The organism is Sorangium sp. So ce124 (assembly GCF_051525235.1).
Classification (GTDB): domain Bacteria; phylum Myxococcota_A; class Polyangia; order Polyangiales; family Polyangiaceae; genus Sorangium; species Sorangium atrum.
In genome coordinates, this window is sequence record NZ_CP150312.1 from 6531710 (window position 1) to 6553562 (window position 21853).

The window sequence follows — 21853 nt, forward strand, 5'->3', positions numbered from 1 at the left end:
CCCACCATAGCGTAACTTCCGCGCGGATAACGGCCTCTTGCGGTGGGCGGGGTGAAGGCCGCCGCCTCGGCGATCACCTGAGCTTGCAGCTGTACTCGCCGGCGAACACGAGCGCCCGCTCGCACCTGACGTCCACGGTGCGCTTCGCCGTGGTGAACTCGAAGGTCTGGCCGAACGGCGTCCGTTCCAGCCGCGTCATCTGCGCTCTGCAGCCCGCGCTGGGGCGGCGCGGCTCCGGCGCGCTCGCGGCGCCGTCCTCGCCGCACGCGACGAGCGCCGCCCTCCGCTCGACGTCGGCGTTGTCGGAGACGACGTTGTAGACCGCCGAGACGCTGAACGCGACGCAGAGAGCGAAGAGGGCGAGCTGGCCGAAGCGCTTCACAGCCCGAGCTTACCCTGTCCGGCGCGCGAGGGGCTCGTCGCCGCGCGCGACCCAGCTCAGAGCCGCATGCCCGAGCCGGGCAGCGGGTTCCACGGCTGCCGGCGGGTCGTGTACTGGCCCCGCACGAACGCCCCCAGCACGGGCGCGATGTTGCGCGCGATGTCGTCGTCCCACTCGCCGCCGTTGATCCCGTCCTGCGGGGAGAGATCCGGCGAGAGCAGGAAGAAGCCCGGGTAGAGCCGCCGCGGCATCTTGATCTGGTCGAGGTCCTCCTTGAAGAGATCGATGTCCACGCGCACGAGCCGCACGCTCCGGAGGGCCGTCTGCATCAGCGGATCGGCGAGCGCGCGGTCGACCCCGCGGCACGGCTCGCAGGGATCGCTCGTCGTCATCACGAGGACCTTCTCGCCCTGGGCGTATGCCTCCGCGCGCTGCTTGGCGAGCTCCTCGCTGAGCACGGAGACGTCGACGCCGATATCGACGATGGAGACCCCCCCGACGCGCCGGTGGGTCGTGTGCTGAGGGACGCTGCCGCTCGGCTGCGCCGCCGGAGGAGGCGCCTCCGGCAGCGGCATCGACGGCGACGCGGTGCTCGCCGGCTCCGGCGAGGCCTCCCTCTCCGGGACGGCGGAGGCCGTCTCTCCGGTGCGATGGGTGCTCCACATCCACACGCCGAAGCCGATCGCCGAGCTCCAGCAGAGGGCGAGCAGGACGCCGAGCGCGAGCCCAACGCTGGCGAGCGCGTACCCCCTGCGCACGGTCGGGGCCTGCTCGATCTCGCGGCGCGCCGCCCAGCCGAAGGCGATCGCCGCGATCGCCCCGAGCGGCCCGAACAGCGCCGCGACGAGCGAGCTCACGGCCAGCGTGGAGAGCTGCCGTCGCTCCGGCGGGGGCGGCGGCGTGAGGTAGGGATCCTGGATGATCAGCCGCGCCGCCTGCGCGCGGCTCAGCTGGGCTGCAGCCGGCACGAGCGCGACGCGCGCCGCGACTGGGTCGCTGGGCGGCGCGCCGGCAGGCGGCTCGTTTTCGAAGGGCAGGGCGGCCGTCTGCACGTCCCTGAGCGCTGCAGGCGGCTCGTTCGCATCGCGGTTCGGCGGTGGCTGAGTCGGGCCGAATGCGTGGCTCACGCTCTTCATCCTAGCGCCGGAGGCCGCGCTACGCCCGCCGCACGGGGCCTCTCATCGCGTGAGCGCTCAGGGGATGCAGGTGCGCTCGATGACCCGCAAGACTGCGCGCTTCGTGCTCACACCGGTGCTCATGGGCTCCGTCCATGCGACGCCCACCCGCTCACCGGCGAGCGCGACGCTCGGAGAATCCTTTACGGGAAACACCCCATCCGACACCCGGATCCCTCGAGCAGAGGGCGCACCGTCGGCGGCCAGCTTCACGAGCAGGGTTTGCCCCTCCACCTTGCCATCGTGGCCGACCCACGCCACGAGGGCCCCGTCGCCGCTCGGCGCGAGCGCGCGCCACTTGCCCTTACCGACGACCCAGGGCGCCCCGCGCGGCTGCGCCTCGGCGTCCAGAGCGCGGGCGATCAAGGTGGCTCCCTCGCTCCAGAGCAGCAGCGCGCCGGCGCTGCCTGTAGCCACGAGCCCGAGCCGCTGATCCCTGTCCGGGGTCTCCTGAGCCGCGCCAGCCGGTCGGTCGCCGCCCTGTCGCTTCGCGACGAGGTGGGCATTCCCTTCCCTGCCCGCGGCGTCGAACCGCGAGGCCCGGATGCTCCCGTCCTCCTCGTCCTGCCAGGCGACGAGGTAGCCGCCGGACGCGTCGGCAGCGACCGCAGGCCAGCGCGGCATCTTGGCGCTTCGCGTGACCCCGACCGCCTTGAGCTGCGGCTGCGCAGGATCCACCGGCGCGAACTGGAACACCCCCAGGCGATGGCGGTCCGGCCCGAAGGGCGCCGCTGCGACAAGGGCGCCACCAGGAGCGGGCGCGAGGGCGACATGGTCGCTGACCTCCCTCCCGATCGCGCCGACGCGCTGGATCCCCACCGGCGGGTTCGTCTCCCAGCGGGGCCTCGCGTACGCGAGCCCCTCCGCGTCGAACCACGTGACCGCCCACTCGTCGCCCGAGGAGAAGATCCGGAGCCCTGCGTCTCGCGTGCTCGAGATCGCCCTCGCACGAGCGACCTGCCGGGCATCGCTATCGAAGCCGGCGAACGCGATCTGCGCGTCCCCTCCCTTCAGGTCCACGAGCCACACGGCCCCGAACGAACCGTCGGCGCGCCCGGCGATCCCCATCCCCTCGCGCAGGATGTAGGTCGCGATATCACCCGACTTCGTCTTGCACCCCTCGAGGGAGCCGATGGGCACGAACTCCTGCACGCCGGTCCCGCGCGGCACCTCGGGCTCGGCCGGCGCAGTGGCCACCGCGGGCTCGGTCGGGGCGCTCGACGCAGCGGCGGCTGCGAGGACCGCCCCCGAGGCGCTCGGACCAGGGGCTGCACTCGCGGCTCCTCCCGCCGAGGGGGAGGAGCGGCGATCACAGGAACTGCCGAAGACGGCAAGCAGGGACAGAGCCACGACCTTGGCAAGAGTCATGGCTAAAGAAGCAGGACAAGAAGAGCGCTTGGTGCGAAGCAGAGGACTTGAACCTCCACGGGAGTTACCCCACTGGAACCTGAATCCAGCGCGTCTGCCAATTCCGCCAGCTTCGCGAGCGGGGACGGCATCACTACCTCACCCCCTCGCGATTCGTCAAGCGCTGTATCACGCCCCGAGCGTTTTTCTTCGCCGACCGTTCCGTCCGTTGTGCCTGTTGCGTTCGCCCCGTCCGTTGCGTCGGTTGCGTCCGCCACGTTCGCCAGGTCCGTTACGTCCATCACGTTCGTCGCATCCGTCGCGTTCCCGTCCTTCGCCTTGCTCAGGCCTCCCTGGCTTCCTCCGGCTGCCAGCTGACCCCGGCGCGCGGTCTCCTTGCCGGATTGATTCCCCCGCTGACGCCGCACCGGTGCACGACGAGGAGCGCCTGTGCTACGGGAGCGCGCTCCCATGGCGGCCATCGGCTCACCTCCTCCCCTCCTTCTCTTCGTCGGCGTGCGCGCCGTCGACCCGGCCCAACAGCTCGACGACGTGATCGACGTCGTCGTGGAAGACGGCGTCATCACCCGGGCGGGACGCGGCGCAGCGACCGACGAGCTGCGCCGCGCCGACCGGGCCGAGATCATCCAGGGCGATGGGCTCCTGCTCCTCCCCGCGTTCGTCGATCTCCACGCCCACCTCCGCGAGCCCGGGCAGGAGTACAAGGAAGACATCGCCTCCGGGCTGGCCGCCGCGGCGGCCGGCGGCTTCGCCCACGTGTGCGCGATGCCGAACACGCGGCCCGTCAACGACACCCGCTCCATCACCGAGGCCATGATCGCGCGAGCCCGCGCGATCGGGGGGCCCGCGCTCCACCCCATCGGCGCGATCACGATGGGCCAGAAGGGCGCCGAGCTCACCGAGATGGCCGATCTCAAGGACGCCGGCGCCGTGGCGGTCTCCGACGACGGCCGCTGCGTGACGTCGAGCTCCGTCATGCGGCGCGCGCTCGAGTACGCGAAGACCTTCGATCTCCCGATCATCCAGCACGCAGAGGACCACGCGCTCACCGACGGGGCGCAGATGCACGAGGGGGCGATCTCGACGCGGCTCGGCCTCCGGGGCTGGCCGCGCGTGGCGGAGGACATCATCGTCGCGCGCGACGTGCTGCTCGCCGAGGCCACCGGTGCGCGCTACCACGTCGCGCACATCTCGTCGCTCGGGGCGGTCCGCATCCTCCGCGAGGCGAAGGCCCGCGGCATCGCCGTGACCGCCGAGGTGACGCCGCACCACCTGACGCTCACCGACGCCGCCGTGCTCGGCTACGACACGGCGTGCAAGGTCAACCCGCCCCTGCGTGAGCAGGCGGACGTCGACGCGCTCCGCGAGGCGCTCGCGGACGGCACGATCGACGCGGTCGCCACCGACCACGCGCCCCACTCCACGCTCGAGAAGGACTGCGAGTTCGCCGAGGCGTCGCCCGGCCTCATCGGCCTCGAGCTCGTCGTCCCGGTCCTGCTCGACCTCGTCCGGCAGGGCGCCCTCCCCCTCGGCCGGCTCGTCGACGCCCTCACCCGCGCCCCCGCCCGCATCGCGCGGCTCGAGGCGCCCACGATCAAGGCCGGCGCCCGCGCCGAGCTCTGCCTCGTGGATCCGAACCTGAGCTTCGTGCTCGACCCGGCGCGCCTGCGCTCGAAGAGCAAGAACACGCCGTTCCTGGGCCGGCAGCTCACGGGCCGCGTCAAGATGACGCTCGCCTCGGGGCGGGTCGTCTTCGTCGACGGCGAAGGAGCGGCGACATGAGCTCGCGCAAGGTCCATTTCGTCAGCCTCGGCTGCCCCAAGAACCGCGTCGACTCCGAGGTGATGCTCGGCGTCGCCCGCGCGGCCGGCTACGCGCACGTCGACGACGCCGCCGAGGCCGAGGTGATCGTCGTCAACACCTGCGGCTTCATCGGCGACGCGAAGAAGGAGTCGATCGACGCCATCTTCGAGATGGCGCAGCACAAGGAGCACGGCAGCTGCAAGCGCCTGGTCGTGGCCGGCTGCCTGTCGCAGCGCCACCCCGAGGAGCTCGCCCGTGAGATGCCCGAGGTCGATCACTTCCTCGGGTCGAGCGACATGCTCAAGCTCGGCCGGGTGCTCGCGGGCGACGCCGAGCGGATGCTCGTCGGCAACCCCGCCGAGTGGCTGATCCACGCCGGCGATCCGCGCACCCTCTCGACCCCCGGCGGCAGCGCTTACGTCAAGATCGCCGAGGGCTGCAACCGCACCTGCTCGTTCTGCGTGATCCCGGACCTGCGCGGCGCGCAGCGCTCCCGGCCCATCCCGGACGTGGTGCGCGAGGTGGAGCAGCTCGCGGCGGCGGGCGTCCGCGAGATCAACCTCATCTCGCAGGACACGATCGCCTACGGCCGCGACGCGGCCGGCCGCGCCGAGGACGGCGCGCGCGCGACGCTCGCGCAGCTCGTCGAGCGGGTCGCCGACGTGCCCGGCGTGCGCTGGGTGCGGCTCTTCTACCTGTACCCCGAGAAGATGACCGACGACCTCGTCGAGCTGCTCGCCGGCCACCCGCGGGTCGTGCCCTACGTCGACATGCCGCTCCAGCACGCCGCCGACGCGATGCTGAAGCGGATGCGGCGCGGCCACGGCGGCGATCGCCTCCGCCGGGTCGTCTCCACGCTGCGCGAGCGCGTCCCCGACCTCACGTTCCGCACCGCGTTCATCGTCGGCCACCCCGGCGAGACGGACGCCGAGTTCGAGGAGCTCTGCGACTTCGTGCGCTGGGCCGAGTTCGAGCGCGTCGGCGTGTTCCGCTACTCCGACGAGGAGGCGAGCCGCAGCCACGAGCTCGAGGGCAAGGTCCCCGCGCGCACGGCCGCGAGCCGCTACCGCCGCCTCATGACGCTGCAGCGCCGCATCTCGCACAAGAAGAGCGCCGCCATGATCGGCCGCGAGCTCGAGGTGCTCGTCGAGGGGACGAGCGACGAGCACGAGTACGTGCTCATGGGCCGCCACGCCGGTCAGGCGCCCGAGATCGACGGACAGGTCTACCTCTCCGGCGGCGAGGTCCGCCCCGGCCAGATGTGCCGGGTCCGGATCACGCAGGCGAGCGACTACGATCTCGTCGGCGAGCTGCTCGACGACGAGGAGAGCGGGCGCGGCGCCGGGCTCCCCCCGGCCGCGGATCTCGGCGCGGCCACGGCGAAGCGGCGCGTCGCCCTGCGCGTGCTGCAAACCGATGGACGCGAGCGCCAACAGAATTGACGGTCCGGCGATCGGGTCGCGGCGCGATCGCTGAAAATCCGGCTGAATCAGGGCGCTCCGCGGCGGAGGGGGCGCGGCACATGGTGTGCTATGACGCCGTGCCGTGCCGATGCTCCGCCGCGCTGCGCTTCACCTCGCCGTTGCCCTCGCGATCTCGCTGCTCGCCGGTGCGGCGTGCCTGAGCCCGACGCTGCCGCTCCCCCCGCCCGAGCCGGCCGACACGATGCGGCCCGTCGCAGACCGAGATGGGGTGTGGCAGATCTCGGGCAACTGCAGCCCTGGCGCGCGCGTCAGCCTCTTCAACGAGCGGACGCAGCGGGGCGTGATCGAGGACGACACCGACAGGAACGGCCGTTACCTCCTCGAGATCGAGGCCGAGCTCTGCGACACCCTGCTCGTATGGCAGGAGCTGGAGGGCAACGGAGGCGACGAGAGCGAGGCGCAATCGTTTGTCGTCGAGGAGCGCACACCGCTCGGCGTCGTGAGCGACGCCTGCCCCTGAGGGCGCGACGAAGCTCCATGCACCGACGTGGGATAGTGACGACGCGGCGACGTGACGACACGGTGACGTGACGACGCGGCGCGCCGCGCCCGATGGCCGCCATCGACGCGTGAGCGGAGCATCGTGATACGGTGTTGGCGTGATGGCGTCGATCCCGCCGAGCATCCCGCAGAACGCCACCCGGGTGCTGGTCGTCGATGACGAGCCGGGCCTCCGCCAGGTGCTCCACATCGCCTTCCACCGTCAGGGCTACGAGGTCGTCGTCGCGCCCGGAGCGCGCGCCGCCATCGAGGCCATCCGCCAGAACCCGCAGCCGTTCCCGCTCGTCCTCACCGACCTCGTGATGCCCGACGGCTCGGGGATCGAGGTGCTCACGGCCGCGAAGGCGCGGAGCCGCGCGACCGAGGTGATCGTGATGACCGCGCACTCCACGGTGGAGAGCGCGCTCGACGCGATGCGCCACGGCGCGTACGACTTCGTGACCAAGCCGTTCTCGCCGGCGGAGCTCACAGCGCTCGCCGCGAAGGCGCTCGAGAAGAGCTCGATCGTCGCGGAGAACCAGCGGCTGCGCGCCCAGCTCGAGCGGCTCGATCTCCCGTCGCGCGAGCCGCTCGGCACGAGCGCCGCGATGCAGCGGATCGCCGAGCTGATCGCGAAGATCGCGCCGACGCGCACCACCGTGCTGCTCACGGGCGAGAGCGGGACCGGCAAGGAGCGGGTCGCCCGCGCGATCCACGACCAGAGCGATCGCGCGGCCAAGCCGTTCCTGGTGGTCAACTGCGGGGCGCTCCCGGAGGCGCTCATGGAGAGCGAGCTGTTCGGCCACGAGAAGGGCTCGTTCACGGGCGCCGGCGCGCGCTCGATGGGGCTGTTCCGAGAGGCGGACGGCGGGACGCTGCTCCTCGACGAGATCGGGGAGCTGCCGGCCGCGCTCCAGGTGAAGCTCCTCCGCGTGCTCCAGGAGCGGAAGGTCCGCCCTGTCGGCGCCGCCGCGGAGATCTCGGTGGACGTCCGGGTCCTGGCCGCGACCAACAGGGACGTGGAGGCCGAGGTCCGCCAGAGCCGGTTCCGGCAGGATCTCTACTATCGGCTGAACGTCATCCGCATCGAGCTGCCGCCGCTGCGCGAGCGCCCCGGGGACATCTCGCGGCTGGCCGAGCGCTTCCTCCGCCGCTTCGCCGCCGAGCTCGGCAAGGACGTCCGCGGCCTCACGACGGACGCGGTGCGCGCGCTCGACGCCTACAGCTTCCCGGGCAACGTGCGCGAGCTCGAGAACATGATGGAGCGCGCGGTGGCGCTCGCCGGAGGGCCCACGATCGGCCTCGGCGACCTCCCGGGCGCCGTCGCCGGCCTCAGCGCGAGCCCGGCGCCGCTGCTCGCGCAGCTCCCGCCCGACGGGTGCGCGCTCGACGAGGTGATCGGCGAGGTCGAGCGCCGGCTCATCCTCCAGGCGCTCGAGCGCACCGGCGGCGTCCGCAAGGCGGCCGCGAAGCTGCTCGGCGTCTCGTTCCGGTCGCTGCGCTACCGCCTCGCCAAGCACGCCCTTGCCGCCGATGGGGAGGGAGACGACGACCCGGAGGGAGGATCCCGACGAGAATCGTCACCGCCGGGCGCCCTGCAGTGACGGTTTTCGTCACCGCCGCCAAAGAACACAACCCCACACCTCCGGCACCCTGCCCTCCTCACCTCAAGGAAAACCGAGGCAACTCATGAGCTTCTCGCGCAACTCGAAGACGGCGCCGCGCCGCGCTCTCCTTGGCACGTCACCTGCTGAAGCATCAGGGCGCATGCGGAGCACGCGGCGACAGCGAAGCGCAGCGAGGCGAGCGTTCACGCTCGTCGAGCTCCTCGTCGTCGTCGCGATGGTGGGTGTCCTCGCGGCGATCGCCATGGTCGGATACCGCAGGTACATGGACGCGGCGGGCATCGCCGAGCCGAAGGCGGTCATGCAGGGCATCCGCGGTGCACAGGAGGCCTACAAGGCCGAGATGCTCGTGTACTTGAATGTGTCTCAGGGATCGCTCGATGCCTGGTACCCTGCGGGGACGCTCAGCGATCGCAAGCGCGCGTGGGGCGGCGCTCACCCACACGCGACGAACTGGCAGCTGCTCAACGTGACGACGGACGGCGCTGTCCGCTTCGGATACGCGAGCGTGGCCGGCGACGCCCCCCCCTTCAGCGTGACGCCACACTCAGGCTTCACATGGTCGGGGCTGCCCGCTGGCAACCCGCTGTTCGATCCGCAGTTCGCGCCGAACGGTCCGTGGTACGTCGTCCAGGCGGCCGGTGATCGGGACTCGGATGGGACGTTGGCCTTGCTCCTGACGACATCCACGATGTCAGGGATCTACTGGGAGAACGAGACGGAGTGACGGAGTAGAGGAGTTTTGCTCCGGTGAGGCGCAGAGAGCGCCTGTCCGTGGGAGAGGTTTTCGCGCTGCGGGCCGGCCGAGCCCGCACCAGGCGACATCATGGTCAGTCTCGGCAAAGCATCCAATTAAAGAAAGCATCACGGAGGATCGACACTCATGCGTGCAATCAAGCGATATGACAGGAGAGGCTTCACGCTCGTCGAGCTCATGATCGTCGTCGCCATCATCGGCGTCCTCGCCGCGCTGGCGATCTACGGCGTGCGCCGGTACCTCGCGACCGCGAAGACCTCGGAGGCCAAGAACACGATCGGCGCGATCGCCCGCGGTGCCGCCGCCGCCTACGAGCGGGAGACCGCCGCCTCGCAGATCCTGGGCGGCGGTGACACCTCGGCGGCCGCGAGCCACGAGCTCTGCGACTCCGCCGCCGCGGTTCCGGGGTTCATCCCACAGGGCCTGAAGTACCAGCCGAACTCGGCCGCGTTGCAAGACTTCAACGCGGGCACCGCGACCCAGGGCTGGACGTGCCTCAAGTTCACGATATCGCAGCCGATCTACTATCAGTACCACTATCTCCGGGGTGCGAACAACCCCCACGCCGCCCTCGCGGGCGCGCCCACGGTCGGCACCGGGCTGAACGGCTTCGAGGCGAGCGCCATCGGCGACATCGACGGCGACGCCAGTGCGTTCAGCGGCTTCGCCCGCGGCGGCACCATCACCAACGGCGAGCTGGCGCTGGCCACGCAGGTCTTCGTCAACAACGAGTTCGAATGAGACCTCCCGGCAGCCCGGCTCACATGAGCCGGGCTGCCCCGGTCCATCGGCGTCGTCTGCGAGCGGAGAGGGCGTGTTATGTCGAGCACGACATCGGTCCGTGGACGAGCCTTCACCCTCATCGAGGTCATGATCGTCGTCGCGATCGCCGGCGTGCTCGCCGCGCTGGCGATCTTCGGCGTGCGCAGCTACCTCGTCACGGCGAAGACGGCTGAAGCGAAGCAGACCGTCGGCGCCATCACCCGCACCGCGATCGCCCAGTACGAGCGCGAGCGCGACGTCTCGCAGATCTTGGCGGCCACGGGCGTCGCCTCGGCGAACACTCACCTCCTCTGCACCTCGGCGACGCCGGTCCCGCTCCTCTTCGCGTCCGTCGAGGGGAAGAAGTACCAGCCGGACGACGCGCCGGGCGCCGACTTCAACTCGGGCTCGACCCTCTCGGGCTGGCAGTGCCTCGGCTTCTCGATCAGCCAGCCCATCTACTTCCAGTACTCGTACCAGGTCGGCGGAAGCTACGTCAGCCAGGGCCTGCTTGGCGCTCCCATCCCCGGACCGGACGGCTTCGAGGTGGGCGCGGTCGGCGACCTGAAGGGCGACGGGCAGAGGTACACGATCGCCCGCACCGGGGAGGTGCGCGACGGCGAGATCGTGACCAGCACCATGATCTTCGACTCCGAGTGATGTGAACCGTGCCTCCCGCGCGCTTGTTCGATCGTGGAGGGGTGAGGTAGAGAGGAGCCCATGACCTGGCGCTCCTGGAGCGCGCTGGAGCTCAGCGCGGCCTTCGCGGTCGGCGGCAGCGTCCTCGCCGTCGCCGTCCCCGCGTTCTTCCGAAACCTCAGCGCGTCCAAGCTGAGCGAGCCCATCGAGGGGCTCGACCGGCTGGTGACGAGCGCGGTCGCCTACGCCGAGTCGCGGCCGCAGGAGATCAGCTTCCCCCCGTCCGCCCCGCTGACCCCGGCCCAGGTGCCGCGCGGCGTGCGCGCGATCGATCCGCCGGAGTCGTGGGAGCACCTCACGTGGCGCTCGCTCGACTTCCGCTTCGAGGGGCCCCACGCGTTCTCCTTCCAGTTCACGAGCGAGCTCGACGCGTCGAAGGCCATGCGCTTCACAGCGACAGCGCACGGCGACCTCGACGGCGACGGCGTGCTGTCCACGTTCGAGGTGCGCGGCGAGCGGATCCCCGGGGAGCCGGCCCGCGTGCTGCCGGGCATGTTCGTGGACCGCGAGGTGGAATGATGGGGGACCTTCCCGCGCCCGGGGCGGGGCCTCCTCCGGCAGCCCGCTCGCTCCTCGCCCGCCTCGCAGGCGCGCGCGAGGCGCTCGTCGCTGTCGCGCTCTCCGCCGCCGCCGCCGTCGCCATCGGGAGCGTGCGCGCGCCGGCCGCGGACCTGGCGCAGCGGGTCGCCGAGACCTCCGATGTGTACGTCCTGCCGCCGACGGACGAAGTGGTCGGTCTGTCGCTCGGCTACCGCTCCGCGCTGGCCGATCTGCTCTGGTCGCACGTGCTCGTCTCGCAGGGCATGCACACCATGGAGCGGCGCCGGTTCGAGAACCTCACCCTGCTGCTCGACGCCATCAACGCGCTCGACCCGACCTTCCGCGACCCCTACCTGTTCGCGGACGCGCTCATCACGTTCCAGACGAGCGAGACGCCGCACCGCGAGGTCGTCAAGGCGCGTGAGATCATGGAGCGCGGGGTCCAGAACCGCCCCCTCGACGGCGAGATCTGGCTCGCGCTCGGCCAGTTCGTCGGCTTCATCGCGCCGGCCGCGTACCTGACCGATCCGGAGGAGAAGGCGCAGTGGCGCCTCGATGGAGCCCGGATGCTCGCGCGCGCCGCGGAGCTCGGCGGCGGCGACGCGAACATCAGCTGGCAGGCGCTCGGCGGCGCGGGCATCCTGGGGCGCGCCGGCGAGCGAGAGGCGCAGATCCGGTTCCTCCAGCGCACGCTCGCCGTCACCGACGACGAGGAGCTCAAGCAGAAGATCCGCGCGCAGCTCGACAAGCTCCTCGACGCGCGCGACGCAGAGAAGTACCGCCGGCGCCTCGACGGGTTCCGCGATGTCTGGCGGCGCGACCTGCCGTTCGTCAGCAACACCGCGATCCTCGTGCTGGGCCCCCAGCGCGACCCGGCGTACTGCGCCGGCGGCGCGCACGCGGACGAGCCGCGCTGCGCGACCACCTGGCGCGCCTGGGCGGAGCGGGTCGAGGGCGAGCGGTGAGCTGCCTCGGGCGCTGAAGCGGCGCGCCGGACGCCGGCGCGGCGCCCGGGCGTCCGTGGAACAGGCCGAATGAAGCGCTGGAGGCAGCGACGGCCAGCGCCCTGCAGCGCCTGGACTCGCTGACAGCTCGTCCGGGTGTCCCTGGCGGCTCTCCTGACGTCCCTGGCGGCTCTCCCGGCGCCCCTGGCAGCTGGCCTTGGCGTTCCAGACGGCTTTCCTGGTGTCCCTGGCGGCTTGTCTTGACGCCCCCTGTGGCCTTCCTGGGTGTCCCTGGCCGCCTTCCTGGGCGCTCCTGGCGGTCTTCCGGAGCGTCCCGCCAGCTCTCCCGGCGTCCTTGGCGACCCTCCAGCGGTACTTGGCGGCTCTCCAGGCGTCCCTGGCGACCCTCCAGCGGTACTTGGCGGCTCTCCAGGCGTCCCTGGTGGCTCTCCAGGCGTCCCTGGTGGCTGGATGTTCATTCGAACTTGACGGCCGCGGTCTTCGTCTCCCCTGCCTTCAGCGTGACGGTGACCGACTTCTTCCCGAGATCCGGATGGATGAACATCACCGTGTGCGACCCCGCAGGGACGCTGACGCCCACCTTGGGCGTGCTCCCCAGCGGCCGCCCGTCGAGGACCACCTTCGAGACCGGGATGGAGTTGATGTTCAGCGTCGCACCGCCGGCAGCAGCCGCGGGCTCCGGCGCTTCCGCCGGCGCTTCCGCCTTCGGCGCGGCCACGGCCTCCGACTTCGGCGCGGCCGGCTCCGGTGCAGGCGCGGGCGCAGGCGAGGCGGCGGCCGGCTCGGACTTGCGCGCCTCGTCGAGCGCGATCCGGATCGTCTTCTCGGCCTGCCCGTCCTCGAACGAGATCGGCTGAGAGAAGTCGTTGTATCCCTTCTTCGTCGCCACGATCTTCCAGCGCTCGGACGCGGCGACATCCACCTTGACCGGCGGCTTCTTCCAGGCCGAATCGGGCAGCTTCTTCTCCGTGCCCTTGGCGCTCACCAGCTTGACCGAGGCGCCCGACGTGGCGAGCTCCAGCGTCACCTGCCCCTTCAGCACCTTGAGCGCGACCGCGCCGAGGTCCTTCATCTGACCCTGGCCGACGTCCACCGTCTGCTCCAGGGGCTCGAAGCGCTCGCCGCCGTCGAAGCGGATCTTGTGCTCTCCCGGCGGGACGCTGACCTCGACGGGCAGCGCGCCCTTCTCCTCGCCGTCGATGGAGACCTTCACGCCGGGCGCGCCCGACGCCTTCACGCCGGTCGTTGTCGACGCGCTGGTGGACGACCGCTCCGCGCTGGCCGCGTCGAGCGTGATCACGACGACCTTCTCCTTGCCGCCCTCGACGATCTCGACGGCGTCGCGCGGCGGGAAGTCGGGGGCGAGGATCTTGACCACCTTCGAGCCGGGCTCGAGATCGCGCACGACGCACGGCACGGTGTCGCAGCGCTTCTGGCCGTCGAGGAAGATCTCGGCCCGGTCGACGGAGCTGCCGCCCGGGGTCTTCAGGTCGATCGTGAGCGCGCCCTTCTTCGGCACCAGCAGGACCACCGCCAGGATGAGCACGGCGACAAGCGCGAGCCCGCCGAGGAGCACGCCCGCCTTGCCGGCGCCCTGCTGCACCACGTGGCGCGGGCGGATCTCCGTCGGCTCGTCCTTGCGCGACAGCGCGCGGAGCCCGAGGTCCGGCGGCATCGCCGGCGCGGGCGGGGCGCTCGGGATCGGCGGCGGCGCCGGGACGGGGGTGCGCACCCGCGAGGCCGACGCCGCGCCGCCGGAGCTCGCGACCAGCGCCGCGGCCGCCTTCGGGATCGACGGTGAGCCCGCCGCGGGCAGCGCGCTCGAGCGCCCATGATTGTAGTCGTTCCCCTGCTTGTCGTAGACGTGGGTCGACTCCTCGTCGTCGTCCCAGTTCATGTCGACCGCGGTGCCCTTGGCCGAGCGAGGCTTCGCGTCGTCACCCGCCTTCTGCGGCGGCTTCACCGACGGAAGGCGCACGGGCGGAGGGACCACCGGAGGCAGCGAGCTCGGAGCCCCGCTGACGGGCGCCGGCGGCAGCGGGCTCTTCGACGGCAGGGCCGGGGCGCTGATCGCGGGCAGGGACGGCTGGCGCGACCGAGGCGCCACCACGGGCGGCAGGGAGCCCGTCTTGACCGACGGAGGCATCGGCGGCGGAAGCGACCCCGGGCTCGTCCCCTTCGTCGTCACGGGCGGCGGAAGCGACGCCGGACCGGCCCCCTTCTGCGTCACGGCCGGCGGCGGGAGCGACGGCGGCGGGAGCGACGCCGGCGGGAGCGACGCCGGACCGGCCCCCTTCGCCGACAGGGGCGGAGGGAGCGACGCCGGACCGGTCCCCTTCGGCGGCACGGGCGGCGGGAGCGACCCCTTCGACGGCACGGGCGGCGGGAGCGACGACGGGCCGGCCCCCTTCTGCGTCACGGGCGGAGGAAGCGGAGACGGCACGCCGCTCGGGAGCGTGGCCGCATGGTTCGGAGGCGGCGGCACCGCCGCGCCGACGAGGGTGCGCGACCGCGCAGGCGGCGAGGGAGGCACGAGGGCGGGGCTCGTGGCGGGCGACTTCTTCTTCGCGAGCCCCTCGAATACGTCCAGATCGCTGCCGCCCTTGTTGTCCGCCATGTTCGAGAACTCCTCAGGATATGCGGCGCCGTTCGCCACGGCGTCCCGGAAACGATCGCGCCTGCTCCGCGCGACGAGCGTGAACCCGATGTACAAGCGCTCGTCGCGGGCGAGCTCGGAGCGCGCTGCAATCGCCTGATCCGCTGCAGCGTACCGCCGGTCCGGTGACTTCGCGAGCGCCATCGGGAGGAGCTCGGCGGCTGCGAGGCGCCGCGCGCGCCGCGATCTCGCGCGGATCCAGCGCTCCACCGCCGGCGATGCGGCGCGCGACGTCCGCTGCGCGCCGCAATGCGACGCTGCGCGCGATCCACCACCCGCGAATCGCGCGCGCGCCCCCGCCCGGCGAGCCCACGCAGATCCGCGCCGAGATGTCGCAAGCTCCGAAGGATCGCAATCGATGCACCGACCGCCGTGTATTAGTCCGTCGGGCCGTCAGCGCACAAGCGCCTACTGCACGTCAGGGAAGGGCCGGGGCGCCGCCACGCTCAGTGATCGCCGTCTGGCGTTTCCTCTTTCTTCGGCTTTTTGAAGTACCGCACGCGCTTCTGCTGCAGCGGGTACCAGACGCTGTGCGGAACGATCGGTGTGGATTCGAACATCCGGCCAGCGCCAGGCGCCTCGGCGCGCGTGAGCCGGACGGCGCGCGGGCCTGACGGCGGGTGGACGGCGGCGCCGGAGAGATCGGTATCGCCGCCGAGGGCCACCGAGAGCGGCCGGGGAAGGTAGATGCGCGAGGAGCAGCCGAGCCCCGCCAGGAAATCCTGGAGCAGCTTGGCGTCGCGTGGGTCGACGAGCGCCGGGGGCGGCGCCGATGCGTCCGGCGCCAACGCGGCGTCCGGCGCGCTGGACGGCCCGGCCGCGGCCCGCTCGACGTAGATCAGCATCCCGTCCTCGTCGTTGACGCCCAGCGCGGCCACGGCCCTCGCGCTGCCGAGCGCCCCCGTCGCGACCCGGACCGCGCCGCGCACCGGGGCTGTCGGCGAGGCGGAGAAGGACCCGGCCGAGTGCCAGATGCTCGATCCCTCGCCCTGCCCCGCGCCGTGCGTCGCGGCGCCGTCGCTGAAGACCGCCACGGTCGCGCCCGCCCCGGCCGGCGCGGGCGCCCCGGGCTCGCCCACCGGCGCGGCCGTGACGGTCCGCGGATCCACCTTGAGCACCCGCAACCGGACGTCGGGCCGCGCGGGATCGGGGCGGATCTCGGTGAGCGCGAGCGCGTAGGGGAAGCCGTGCTGCGGGAGCCCCTGGGTGCGCCAGGCGCCCTCCCCCGCCACGGCCGGTGTCGCGCGGGGTGCCAAGGGCGGCCCCGGCAACAGGTGGCGCAGGGTCATGTAGAAGAAGTCGCGCGCCTCCCGCCGGATATAGCGGGGAAAGTTCATCAGGCCCATGCCGCGGATGAGCCGGCGGCCGCGGAACCGGTAACCCGAGAGCCCCGAGACGTCGCCCTCGGTCTCCCATTCCCCCTGGAGAGGGCGCCCGAGCGGCGGCAGCTCGCCGTTCGGCGCCACACGATAGAACTCGAGCCCGCTGTGGCCAGCGTTCATGTCGAGCGCGATCCCGTAGGAGCAACGGGCCTGGATCATCGCCTGGGCCAGGGCCTCGGGGCTGACGTCGGCGCCGTAGAAATAGGCGACGAAGCGCTCGCGGGTCAGGCAGATGCCGGTCCTGACCGTGTGCGTCTTGTCGGCCCACCCGGGCGGCGTGCCGCCCCACCACGTCCGGCCGAAGGGATTGAATTTCTCGTCCTCGACCATGACCGTCATGTTCTGGCGGAACGACAGCATCCATTCGGGGACGGTCTCGTCCTCCGACCAGCTCCCGAAGACGGTGCTGCCGTCGCGCCGGACGGCCACCGTCGCGGCGTAGGGCTTCGGCGGCAGGTACATCACCCCGTCGGCCATCATGCCGAACTCGCCGTGCATCGCCTGGAAGCCGGCGTTCGACGCGGCGACCACGCGCTTCATGACCTCGGGCGTGCGCGGGATGAGCCCCGGCCCGGCCTCGCCCGTCGCGCCCTTGGGCTCCACCGTGCCCGCCATCATGTGGAGCTCCACCTGGCGCGGGTCCCAGAGCGCGATGTAGACGCGCGTCGCCTTGCGCGAGCGATCCGTCCGGAGGAACGTGGTCATGAACGCCGGCGGGAGCCCGTCGAGCTGGCGCACGAAGGCGTCGCCGCCCTGCGGGTTCCACTGCCCCTCGCCCGGCAGCGGCGGCGTCACCCAGGGCTCGAGCGGCGCCGGCGGCCAGCCGATCTCGGGATCGATCGGGATCTGGCGGACAGGCGGATCCAGCTCGCTCTGGCCGAGGTCCGAGGCGATGTCCTCCGCGCCGGTGTCGCCCGTCACCGCCTCCTTGTTGCGGAGGACGAAATCGAGCGCCGTGAACGCCACGGCCTTGACCGTCTGCATCGCGGCGTCGCCGATCACGAGGCGCACCCGGTCGACCGCCCAGGTGACGAGGTTCCCCGGCCGCGCGACCTCGGACGCCTCGGCGCGGATCCAGGCGGGCAGCGCCGCGTCGTCCGCGCCGCGCACCGGCAGGCGCGCCTCGCGGCCGCCCGCGCGGACGACGACCGCGCTGTCGTCCTCCAGGGCGACGGCGACGTCCCCCGCGTCCGGGCCGCGGCGGCTCCGCGGCTCCTCCGCGCGCGGCTCCTCGGCGCGCGGCTCTTCGGCGCCCGGCTCCTCGGGGCGCGGCTCCTCGGCGACGTCGATCACGAAGGTCCGCCGGCCGATCCCGCGCAGCCGGCCTGTCGCCTGCCAGCTCGTGACAGCCTGCTGGAGCCGCTCGACGAGGGACCAGTCCGCGCCGCCCGAGAGCTCTTGCCCGTCCAGATCGAGCACGTGCACCGTGGGCGACGCGGCCTCGATCAGCGGGCGCGAGACGTAGGCGAGGGCCTCGCCGCGGAGCACGGGCTTCGACTCGTCCGCGCCGCTCGTCTCGGTGAGGTTGTGGATCGCCGAGACGTCGAGCAGGACACCCTCCGGCGAGAGCCTCGCGTCGACGAGGTACAGGTCGGTGGGCTCCCCGCGCTCGCCGCCGGCGCGCACGCCGCGCGCGACCGCGCGCGCGTCGACGCCGAACGGGTGGAGGCCGCCGCGCGGCGGATCCACCCACACCACGTCGCCCGCCGCCGCGGCGACGCCCCGCTCCGCGAGCTCCGCGGCGAGCGCGGTCGAGCGGTCGCGGGCGCCTCGGCCGACGGCGGACGACATCGCCACGGCCGCGGACGCGCACAGGACGAGGATGCCGATGCGCTCGCGGCTCAGGAAGGGCGTTTTCGGGGACTGCATTCGCGAACAACGCGCGGAGGGGCGGGGCTCTTGCCCGGGCGGCCGAGAACGACCGGACGCGCGCGCGGCAGCCGTTATCACCGTTTTTGTACCGCGGCCAGGTTCGGGGGCGCGCGGCGCTAGCGTCCGCCGAACCGGCGGTGCTACATCGGGCGCGCCCATGTCGAACGCTGACTCGCCCCCTCTCCACCGCGACGAGGCGCTGACGATAGCGCGCCTCGCCCACCTCGACCTCTCCGCCGAGGAGATCGAGCGCCTCACAGGTGATCTCGGCAACATCCTCAGCTATGTCCGGCAGCTCGAGGAGCTCGACGTCTCGGCGGTGCCGCCGACGGCGCACGTGCAGATCGAGCGGCTGCCGCTCCGCGCCGACGAGGAGGCGCCGAGCCTGCCGCGCGAGGTGGCCCTGCGGGAGGCGCCGCGGGTCGAGGACGACGGGTTCGCCGTTCCGGCGTTCGTGGACGAGGGGTGACGCCGATGGACACAGCGATCCTCGATCGATCCATCCCGGAGCTCGCGGCGCTCGTGCAGCGCGGCGAGGTGAGCGCCGAGGAGGTGGCCAGGGCCGCGCTCTCGCGCATCGAGCAGCGCGACGGCGCGCTGGGCGCCTTCCTCACCGTGCAGGGGGAGCAGGCCGTCGCGGCGGCGCGCGCGCTCGACGCGCGGCGCGCGCGCGGAGAGGCGCTCGGCCCGCTCGCCGGCGTGCCGATCGGGCTCAAGGACGCGCTCTGCACCGAGGGCACGCCGACGACCGCCGGCTCGAAGATCCTCACGCGGGCAGCGGGCGGGGACGGCGCGTCCAAGGCGCCCGACCCGGCGCGCGGGTTCCGCCCGCAGTTCGACGCGACGGTCGTCGCCCGCCTGCGCGAGGCCGGCGCGATCCTGCCGGGCAAGTGCAACATGGACGAGTTCGCGATGGGCTCGTCGAACGAGAACAGCGCCTTCGGGCCGGTGAAGAACCCGTGGGACCCGTCGCGCATCCCCGGCGGCTCGTCCGGCGGCAGCGCGGTCGCGGTGGCGGCGGGGATGACGCCCGGCTCGCTCGGGTCCGACACAGGGGGATCCATCCGCCAGCCGGCGAGCCTCACCGGCGTCGTCGGCATCAAGCCGACGTACGGCCGCGTCTCCCGTTACGGCCTCATCGCGTTCGCCTCGAGCCTCGACCAGATCGGGCCGTTCGCGCAGGACGTGAAGGGCGCGGCGCGCCTGCTCGAGGTGATCTCGGGCCGCGATCCGCGCGACGCGACGAGCCTCGACGCCCCGGTGGGGGCGTACGAGGCCGCGTGCGGCCGCGACGTCGCGGGGCTGCGCATCGGGGTGCCCGAGGAGTACTTCGCGAAGGGCATCGACGCGCGGGTCGAGGCGAAGGTGCGGGAGGCCATCGAGGGCCTGCGCGGGCTCGGCTGCGAGATCAAGCCCGTGCACCTGCCGCACACGCGGTACGCCGTGGCGGCCTACTACATCGTCGCGACGGCCGAGGCGTCGTCCAACCTGGCGCGCTTCGACGGCGTGCGCTTCGGGCTGCGCGTGGAGGGCGACCGCGGGGGGAAGGCGGACCTCCAGGGCCTCTACGGCCGGACGCGCGGCGAGGGGTTCGGCCGGGAGGTGAAGCGCCGGATCCTGCTCGGCACGTACGTGCTGTCCGCGGGCTACTACGACGCGTATTACCTGCGCGCGCAGAAGGTCAGGACGCTGATCCGGCGCGATTTCGACGAGGCCTTCCGCGAGGTCGATCTCATCGCGGCGCCGGTCTCGCCCACGGTCGCGTTCCGGCTGGGGGAGCGGGTGGACGATCCGCTGTCGATGTACCTGGCCGACATCTACACGCTGCCCGCCAGCATGGCGGGGCTGCCCGCGATCAGCGTCCCGTGCGCGACCGCGCAGGCGCCGGACGGCGGGCCTCCGCTGCCCGTCGGCCTGCAGCTCATCGGCCCCGCGCTGGAGGAGGCGCGGCTCTGCCAGGCGGCCTACGCGTGGGAGCAGATCTCCCCGGTGCGCGGGCTGCGCGCGTGCGTGTCGAACGCGTGACGAGCGGGGCGCGCCGATGAGCTCCGCGATCACCGTGGCGGCGGCCGGCCCCGAGCACCTCCCGGGGCTCGAGGCGCTCTTCGAGGCCGCCGGCACGCCCTGCTACTGCCGGTACTACCACTTCGGCGGCACCAACAACGAGTGGCTCGCGCGGTGCTCGGACGGCCAGGGCGAGAACCGCCGGGAGTTCGCCGAGGCGCTCGCCTCGGGCAGCGACGAGGCGCGCGGCGTCGTGGCGCTCGCGCCGGAGGCGCCGCACGTCGTCGGGTGGCTCAAGGTCGCGCCCGCGGCGGCCGTGGCGAAGGCGTACGAGCGCCGCCTGTACCGCGGGCTCCCGTGCTTCGCGGGCGATCGCGCCGGCGTCTTCCTGATCGGCTGCGCCGTCGTGCACCCGGACCACCGGCGGCGAGGCGTCGCGACCGCGCTCGTCGCGGGCGCGGTGGAGCTCGCGCCCGCCTGGGGCGCGCGCGCCCTCGAGGCCCTGCCCCGCCGCCCGAAGGAGCCGGTGAGCGACGAGGAGCTGTGGACCGGCCCTGTCTCCGCGTTCACGCGGAACGGATTCGCCGAGGTGCACACGTTCGAGCCGTATCCGGTCCTGCGCCGGGTGTTGTGACAGCGCCGCGGCGGGCCCCGGCCAGGGTCGCGCTTCGCTTGCGCGCGCCGGCCGACCAGGTAGTGTCGCGCCCCGCGCATGGCTCCCACGTCCGAGCACCCTGAAGCCGCGGCCCACGACGCCGCCGAGCGGAGCTCCGCCGCCGGCGCAGATCACGCGGAGCCTGCCTCCTCCGCAGGCGCGGCCACGACCGGCGGGAGCGAGCCCCCGGCGTCCGCAGCGGCTGAGTCCTCGCCGACCAGCCGGCGCGCGCCGTCCAGCCCGAGGGGCCGGGTCATCGCGCTCACCGGCGCCGCCTCCTTCCTCGGGCGCAACCTGATCGGGATCCTCGAGGAGGACCCGCGCATCGCGCGCGTGGTGGCCATCGACATCAAGCGGCCGGACACGGGCGGCTCCAAGCTGCGCATGCACACGGTCGACCTGACGGAGCCCGCGTCGGAGGAGCGCGTCGCCGAGGTGCTCGCGGCCGAGCAGGTGGACACGCTCGTCCACCTCTGCTTCCTGTCGTCGCCCACGCCGGCGACGGCCTGGGCCCACGAGCTCGAGTCGGTCGGCACGATGCACCTGCTCCACGGGGCGCGCCAGGCGAGCCTGCGCAAGCTGATCCTCTGGAGCCAGACGATCCTCTACGGCGCGCACCCGACCAACCCCAATTTCCTCACGGAGAAGCACCCGCTCCGGGCGGACCCGGACGAGCGCTTCTTCGCGGACAAGATGGCCGCCGAGCGGGAGCTCAACGCCTTCGGCGCGAAGGCCAAGGGCACGACGGTCACCATCCTGCGGACCGCGCCGATCCTCGGCCCGACGGTCCAGAACTACGTCACCCGGTTCCTGGCGCGGCGCCTGGTCATGACGATGCTCGGCTTCGATCCGCTGTGGCAGTTCGTCCACGAGGTCGACGCCATCGCCGCCTTCAAGCTGGCCATCGACAGCGATTTTCCCGGGACCTTCAACATCGTGGGCGACGGCGTGCTGCCGCTGTCCACGATCGTGCGCCTCGCGGGCCGGACGGCGGTCCCCGTGCTGCACAGCGCCGCCGGGCCGCTCGTCTCCGCGCTCTGGGCGGCGCACGCGGCGATCGCCCCGCCCGGCTTCCTGCGGTACCTGCGCTATCTCTGCGTGGCGGACGGCGAGAAGGCGGCGCAGGTCATGGGGTTCCGGCCGGTCTACACGACGCGCGAGGCGTTGCTCGATTACACAAGCGCGCAGCGGCTGCGGGACGTGCGCCTCCTGCAAGAGACGCCTGCGTGATGCGGTTCGGGGGG

The 21853-nt window shown here is 72.6% G+C and carries 18 protein-coding genes and 1 tRNA gene; 13 read left to right on the plus strand and 6 right to left on the minus strand.

The genetic code is table 11. The features are described 5' to 3' along the window. Positions 1 to 73: 73 nt before the first annotated feature. The 4 genes from WMF19_RS24360 to WMF19_RS24375 form a co-directional block, all read right to left on the minus strand. Complete coding sequence (locus WMF19_RS24360; RefSeq protein WP_437901326.1) at positions 74 to 382, minus strand: hypothetical protein; 309 nt, start codon at positions 380 to 382, stop codon at positions 74 to 76. Between the two features lie 56 nt (positions 383 to 438). Beyond that, positions 439 to 1509, minus strand: coding sequence for a DUF4190 domain-containing protein (locus WMF19_RS24365; protein WP_437901327.1), 1071 nt, complete (start codon positions 1507 to 1509; stop codon positions 439 to 441). Positions 1510 to 1575: 66 nt separating this feature from the next. Continuing rightward, positions 1576 to 2754 (minus strand): hypothetical protein, encoded by a 1179-nt coding sequence (locus WMF19_RS24370; protein WP_437803931.1) that lies wholly within the window; start codon positions 2752 to 2754, stop codon positions 1576 to 1578. Positions 2755 to 2954: 200 nt separating this feature from the next. After that, positions 2955 to 3041, minus strand: a tRNA-Leu gene (locus WMF19_RS24375). Positions 3042 to 3375: 334 nt separating this feature from the next. Here WMF19_RS24375 and WMF19_RS24380 point away from each other — a divergent pair. The 9 genes from WMF19_RS24380 (at position 3376) to WMF19_RS24420 (ending at position 12040) form a co-directional block, all read left to right on the plus strand. Beyond that, the gene (locus WMF19_RS24380; RefSeq protein ID WP_437901668.1) at positions 3376 to 4707 is read left to right on the plus strand and encodes a dihydroorotase; all 1332 of its coding nucleotides are present in this window, start codon (positions 3376 to 3378) and stop codon (positions 4705 to 4707) included. Further along, positions 4704 to 6170, plus strand: coding sequence for a 30S ribosomal protein S12 methylthiotransferase RimO (gene rimO, locus WMF19_RS24385; protein ID WP_437803933.1), 1467 nt, complete (start codon positions 4704 to 4706; stop codon positions 6168 to 6170). Before WMF19_RS24380 ends, rimO begins: the two co-directional genes overlap by 4 nt. Before the next feature lie 109 nt (positions 6171 to 6279). Further along, positions 6280 to 6672, plus strand: coding sequence for a hypothetical protein (locus tag WMF19_RS24390; protein ID WP_437331159.1), 393 nt, complete (start codon positions 6280 to 6282; stop codon positions 6670 to 6672). A 142-nt stretch (positions 6673 to 6814) separates the two neighbouring features. Then, a complete protein-coding gene (locus WMF19_RS24395) occupies positions 6815 to 8296 on the plus strand; it encodes a sigma-54-dependent transcriptional regulator (protein WP_437901669.1) in 1482 nt (493 codons plus the stop codon). A gap of 163 nt (positions 8297 to 8459) precedes the next feature. Continuing rightward, positions 8460 to 9044 carry a type IV pilin protein gene (locus WMF19_RS24400; protein ID WP_437901328.1) on the plus strand — a complete coding sequence of 195 codons (585 nt, stop codon included), beginning with the start codon at positions 8460 to 8462 and terminating at the stop codon, positions 9042 to 9044. Between the two features lie 156 nt (positions 9045 to 9200). Continuing rightward, complete coding sequence (locus WMF19_RS24405) at positions 9201 to 9815, plus strand: type IV pilin protein (protein WP_437901329.1); 615 nt, start codon at positions 9201 to 9203, stop codon at positions 9813 to 9815. Between the two features lie 78 nt (positions 9816 to 9893). Then, positions 9894 to 10496 (plus strand): type IV pilin protein, encoded by a 603-nt coding sequence (locus tag WMF19_RS24410; RefSeq protein ID WP_437901330.1) that lies wholly within the window; start codon positions 9894 to 9896, stop codon positions 10494 to 10496. A 60-nt stretch (positions 10497 to 10556) separates the two neighbouring features. Beyond that, positions 10557 to 11054 carry a hypothetical protein gene (locus WMF19_RS24415; RefSeq protein WP_437901331.1) on the plus strand — a complete coding sequence of 166 codons (498 nt, stop codon included), beginning with the start codon at positions 10557 to 10559 and terminating at the stop codon, positions 11052 to 11054. Next, complete coding sequence (locus WMF19_RS24420) at positions 11051 to 12040, plus strand: hypothetical protein (protein ID WP_437901332.1); 990 nt, start codon at positions 11051 to 11053, stop codon at positions 12038 to 12040. Before WMF19_RS24415 ends, WMF19_RS24420 begins: the two co-directional genes overlap by 4 nt. Before the next feature lie 454 nt (positions 12041 to 12494). Here WMF19_RS24420 and WMF19_RS24425 read toward each other — a convergent pair whose 3' ends face one another. Together WMF19_RS24425 and WMF19_RS24430 are read right to left on the minus strand one after the other, a co-directional pair. Then, positions 12495 to 14840 (minus strand): PEGA domain-containing protein, encoded by a 2346-nt coding sequence (locus WMF19_RS24425; RefSeq protein WP_437901333.1) that lies wholly within the window; start codon positions 14838 to 14840, stop codon positions 12495 to 12497. 302 nt (positions 14841 to 15142) lie between these two features. After that, positions 15143 to 17947, minus strand: coding sequence for a hypothetical protein (locus WMF19_RS24430; protein WP_437901334.1), 2805 nt, complete (start codon positions 17945 to 17947; stop codon positions 15143 to 15145). A gap of 160 nt (positions 17948 to 18107) precedes the next feature. Between WMF19_RS24430 and gatC the strand changes: the two genes are divergently transcribed. From gatC to WMF19_RS24450, 4 genes are all read left to right on the plus strand, one after another. Next, the gene (gatC, locus tag WMF19_RS24435) at positions 18108 to 18419 is read left to right on the plus strand and encodes an Asp-tRNA(Asn)/Glu-tRNA(Gln) amidotransferase subunit GatC (RefSeq protein ID WP_437901335.1); all 312 of its coding nucleotides are present in this window, start codon (positions 18108 to 18110) and stop codon (positions 18417 to 18419) included. A gap of 5 nt (positions 18420 to 18424) precedes the next feature. Further along, on the plus strand, positions 18425 to 19975 hold the full coding sequence (gene gatA / locus WMF19_RS24440; RefSeq protein ID WP_437901336.1) for an Asp-tRNA(Asn)/Glu-tRNA(Gln) amidotransferase subunit GatA: 1551 nt from the start codon (positions 18425 to 18427) through the stop codon (positions 19973 to 19975). 16 nt (positions 19976 to 19991) lie between these two features. Then, positions 19992 to 20588 carry a GNAT family N-acetyltransferase gene (locus WMF19_RS24445; protein WP_437901337.1) on the plus strand — a complete coding sequence of 199 codons (597 nt, stop codon included), beginning with the start codon at positions 19992 to 19994 and terminating at the stop codon, positions 20586 to 20588. 78 nt (positions 20589 to 20666) lie between these two features. Beyond that, complete coding sequence (locus WMF19_RS24450; protein WP_437901338.1) at positions 20667 to 21839, plus strand: NAD-dependent epimerase/dehydratase family protein; 1173 nt, start codon at positions 20667 to 20669, stop codon at positions 21837 to 21839. Positions 21840 to 21853 lie beyond the last annotated feature (14 nt).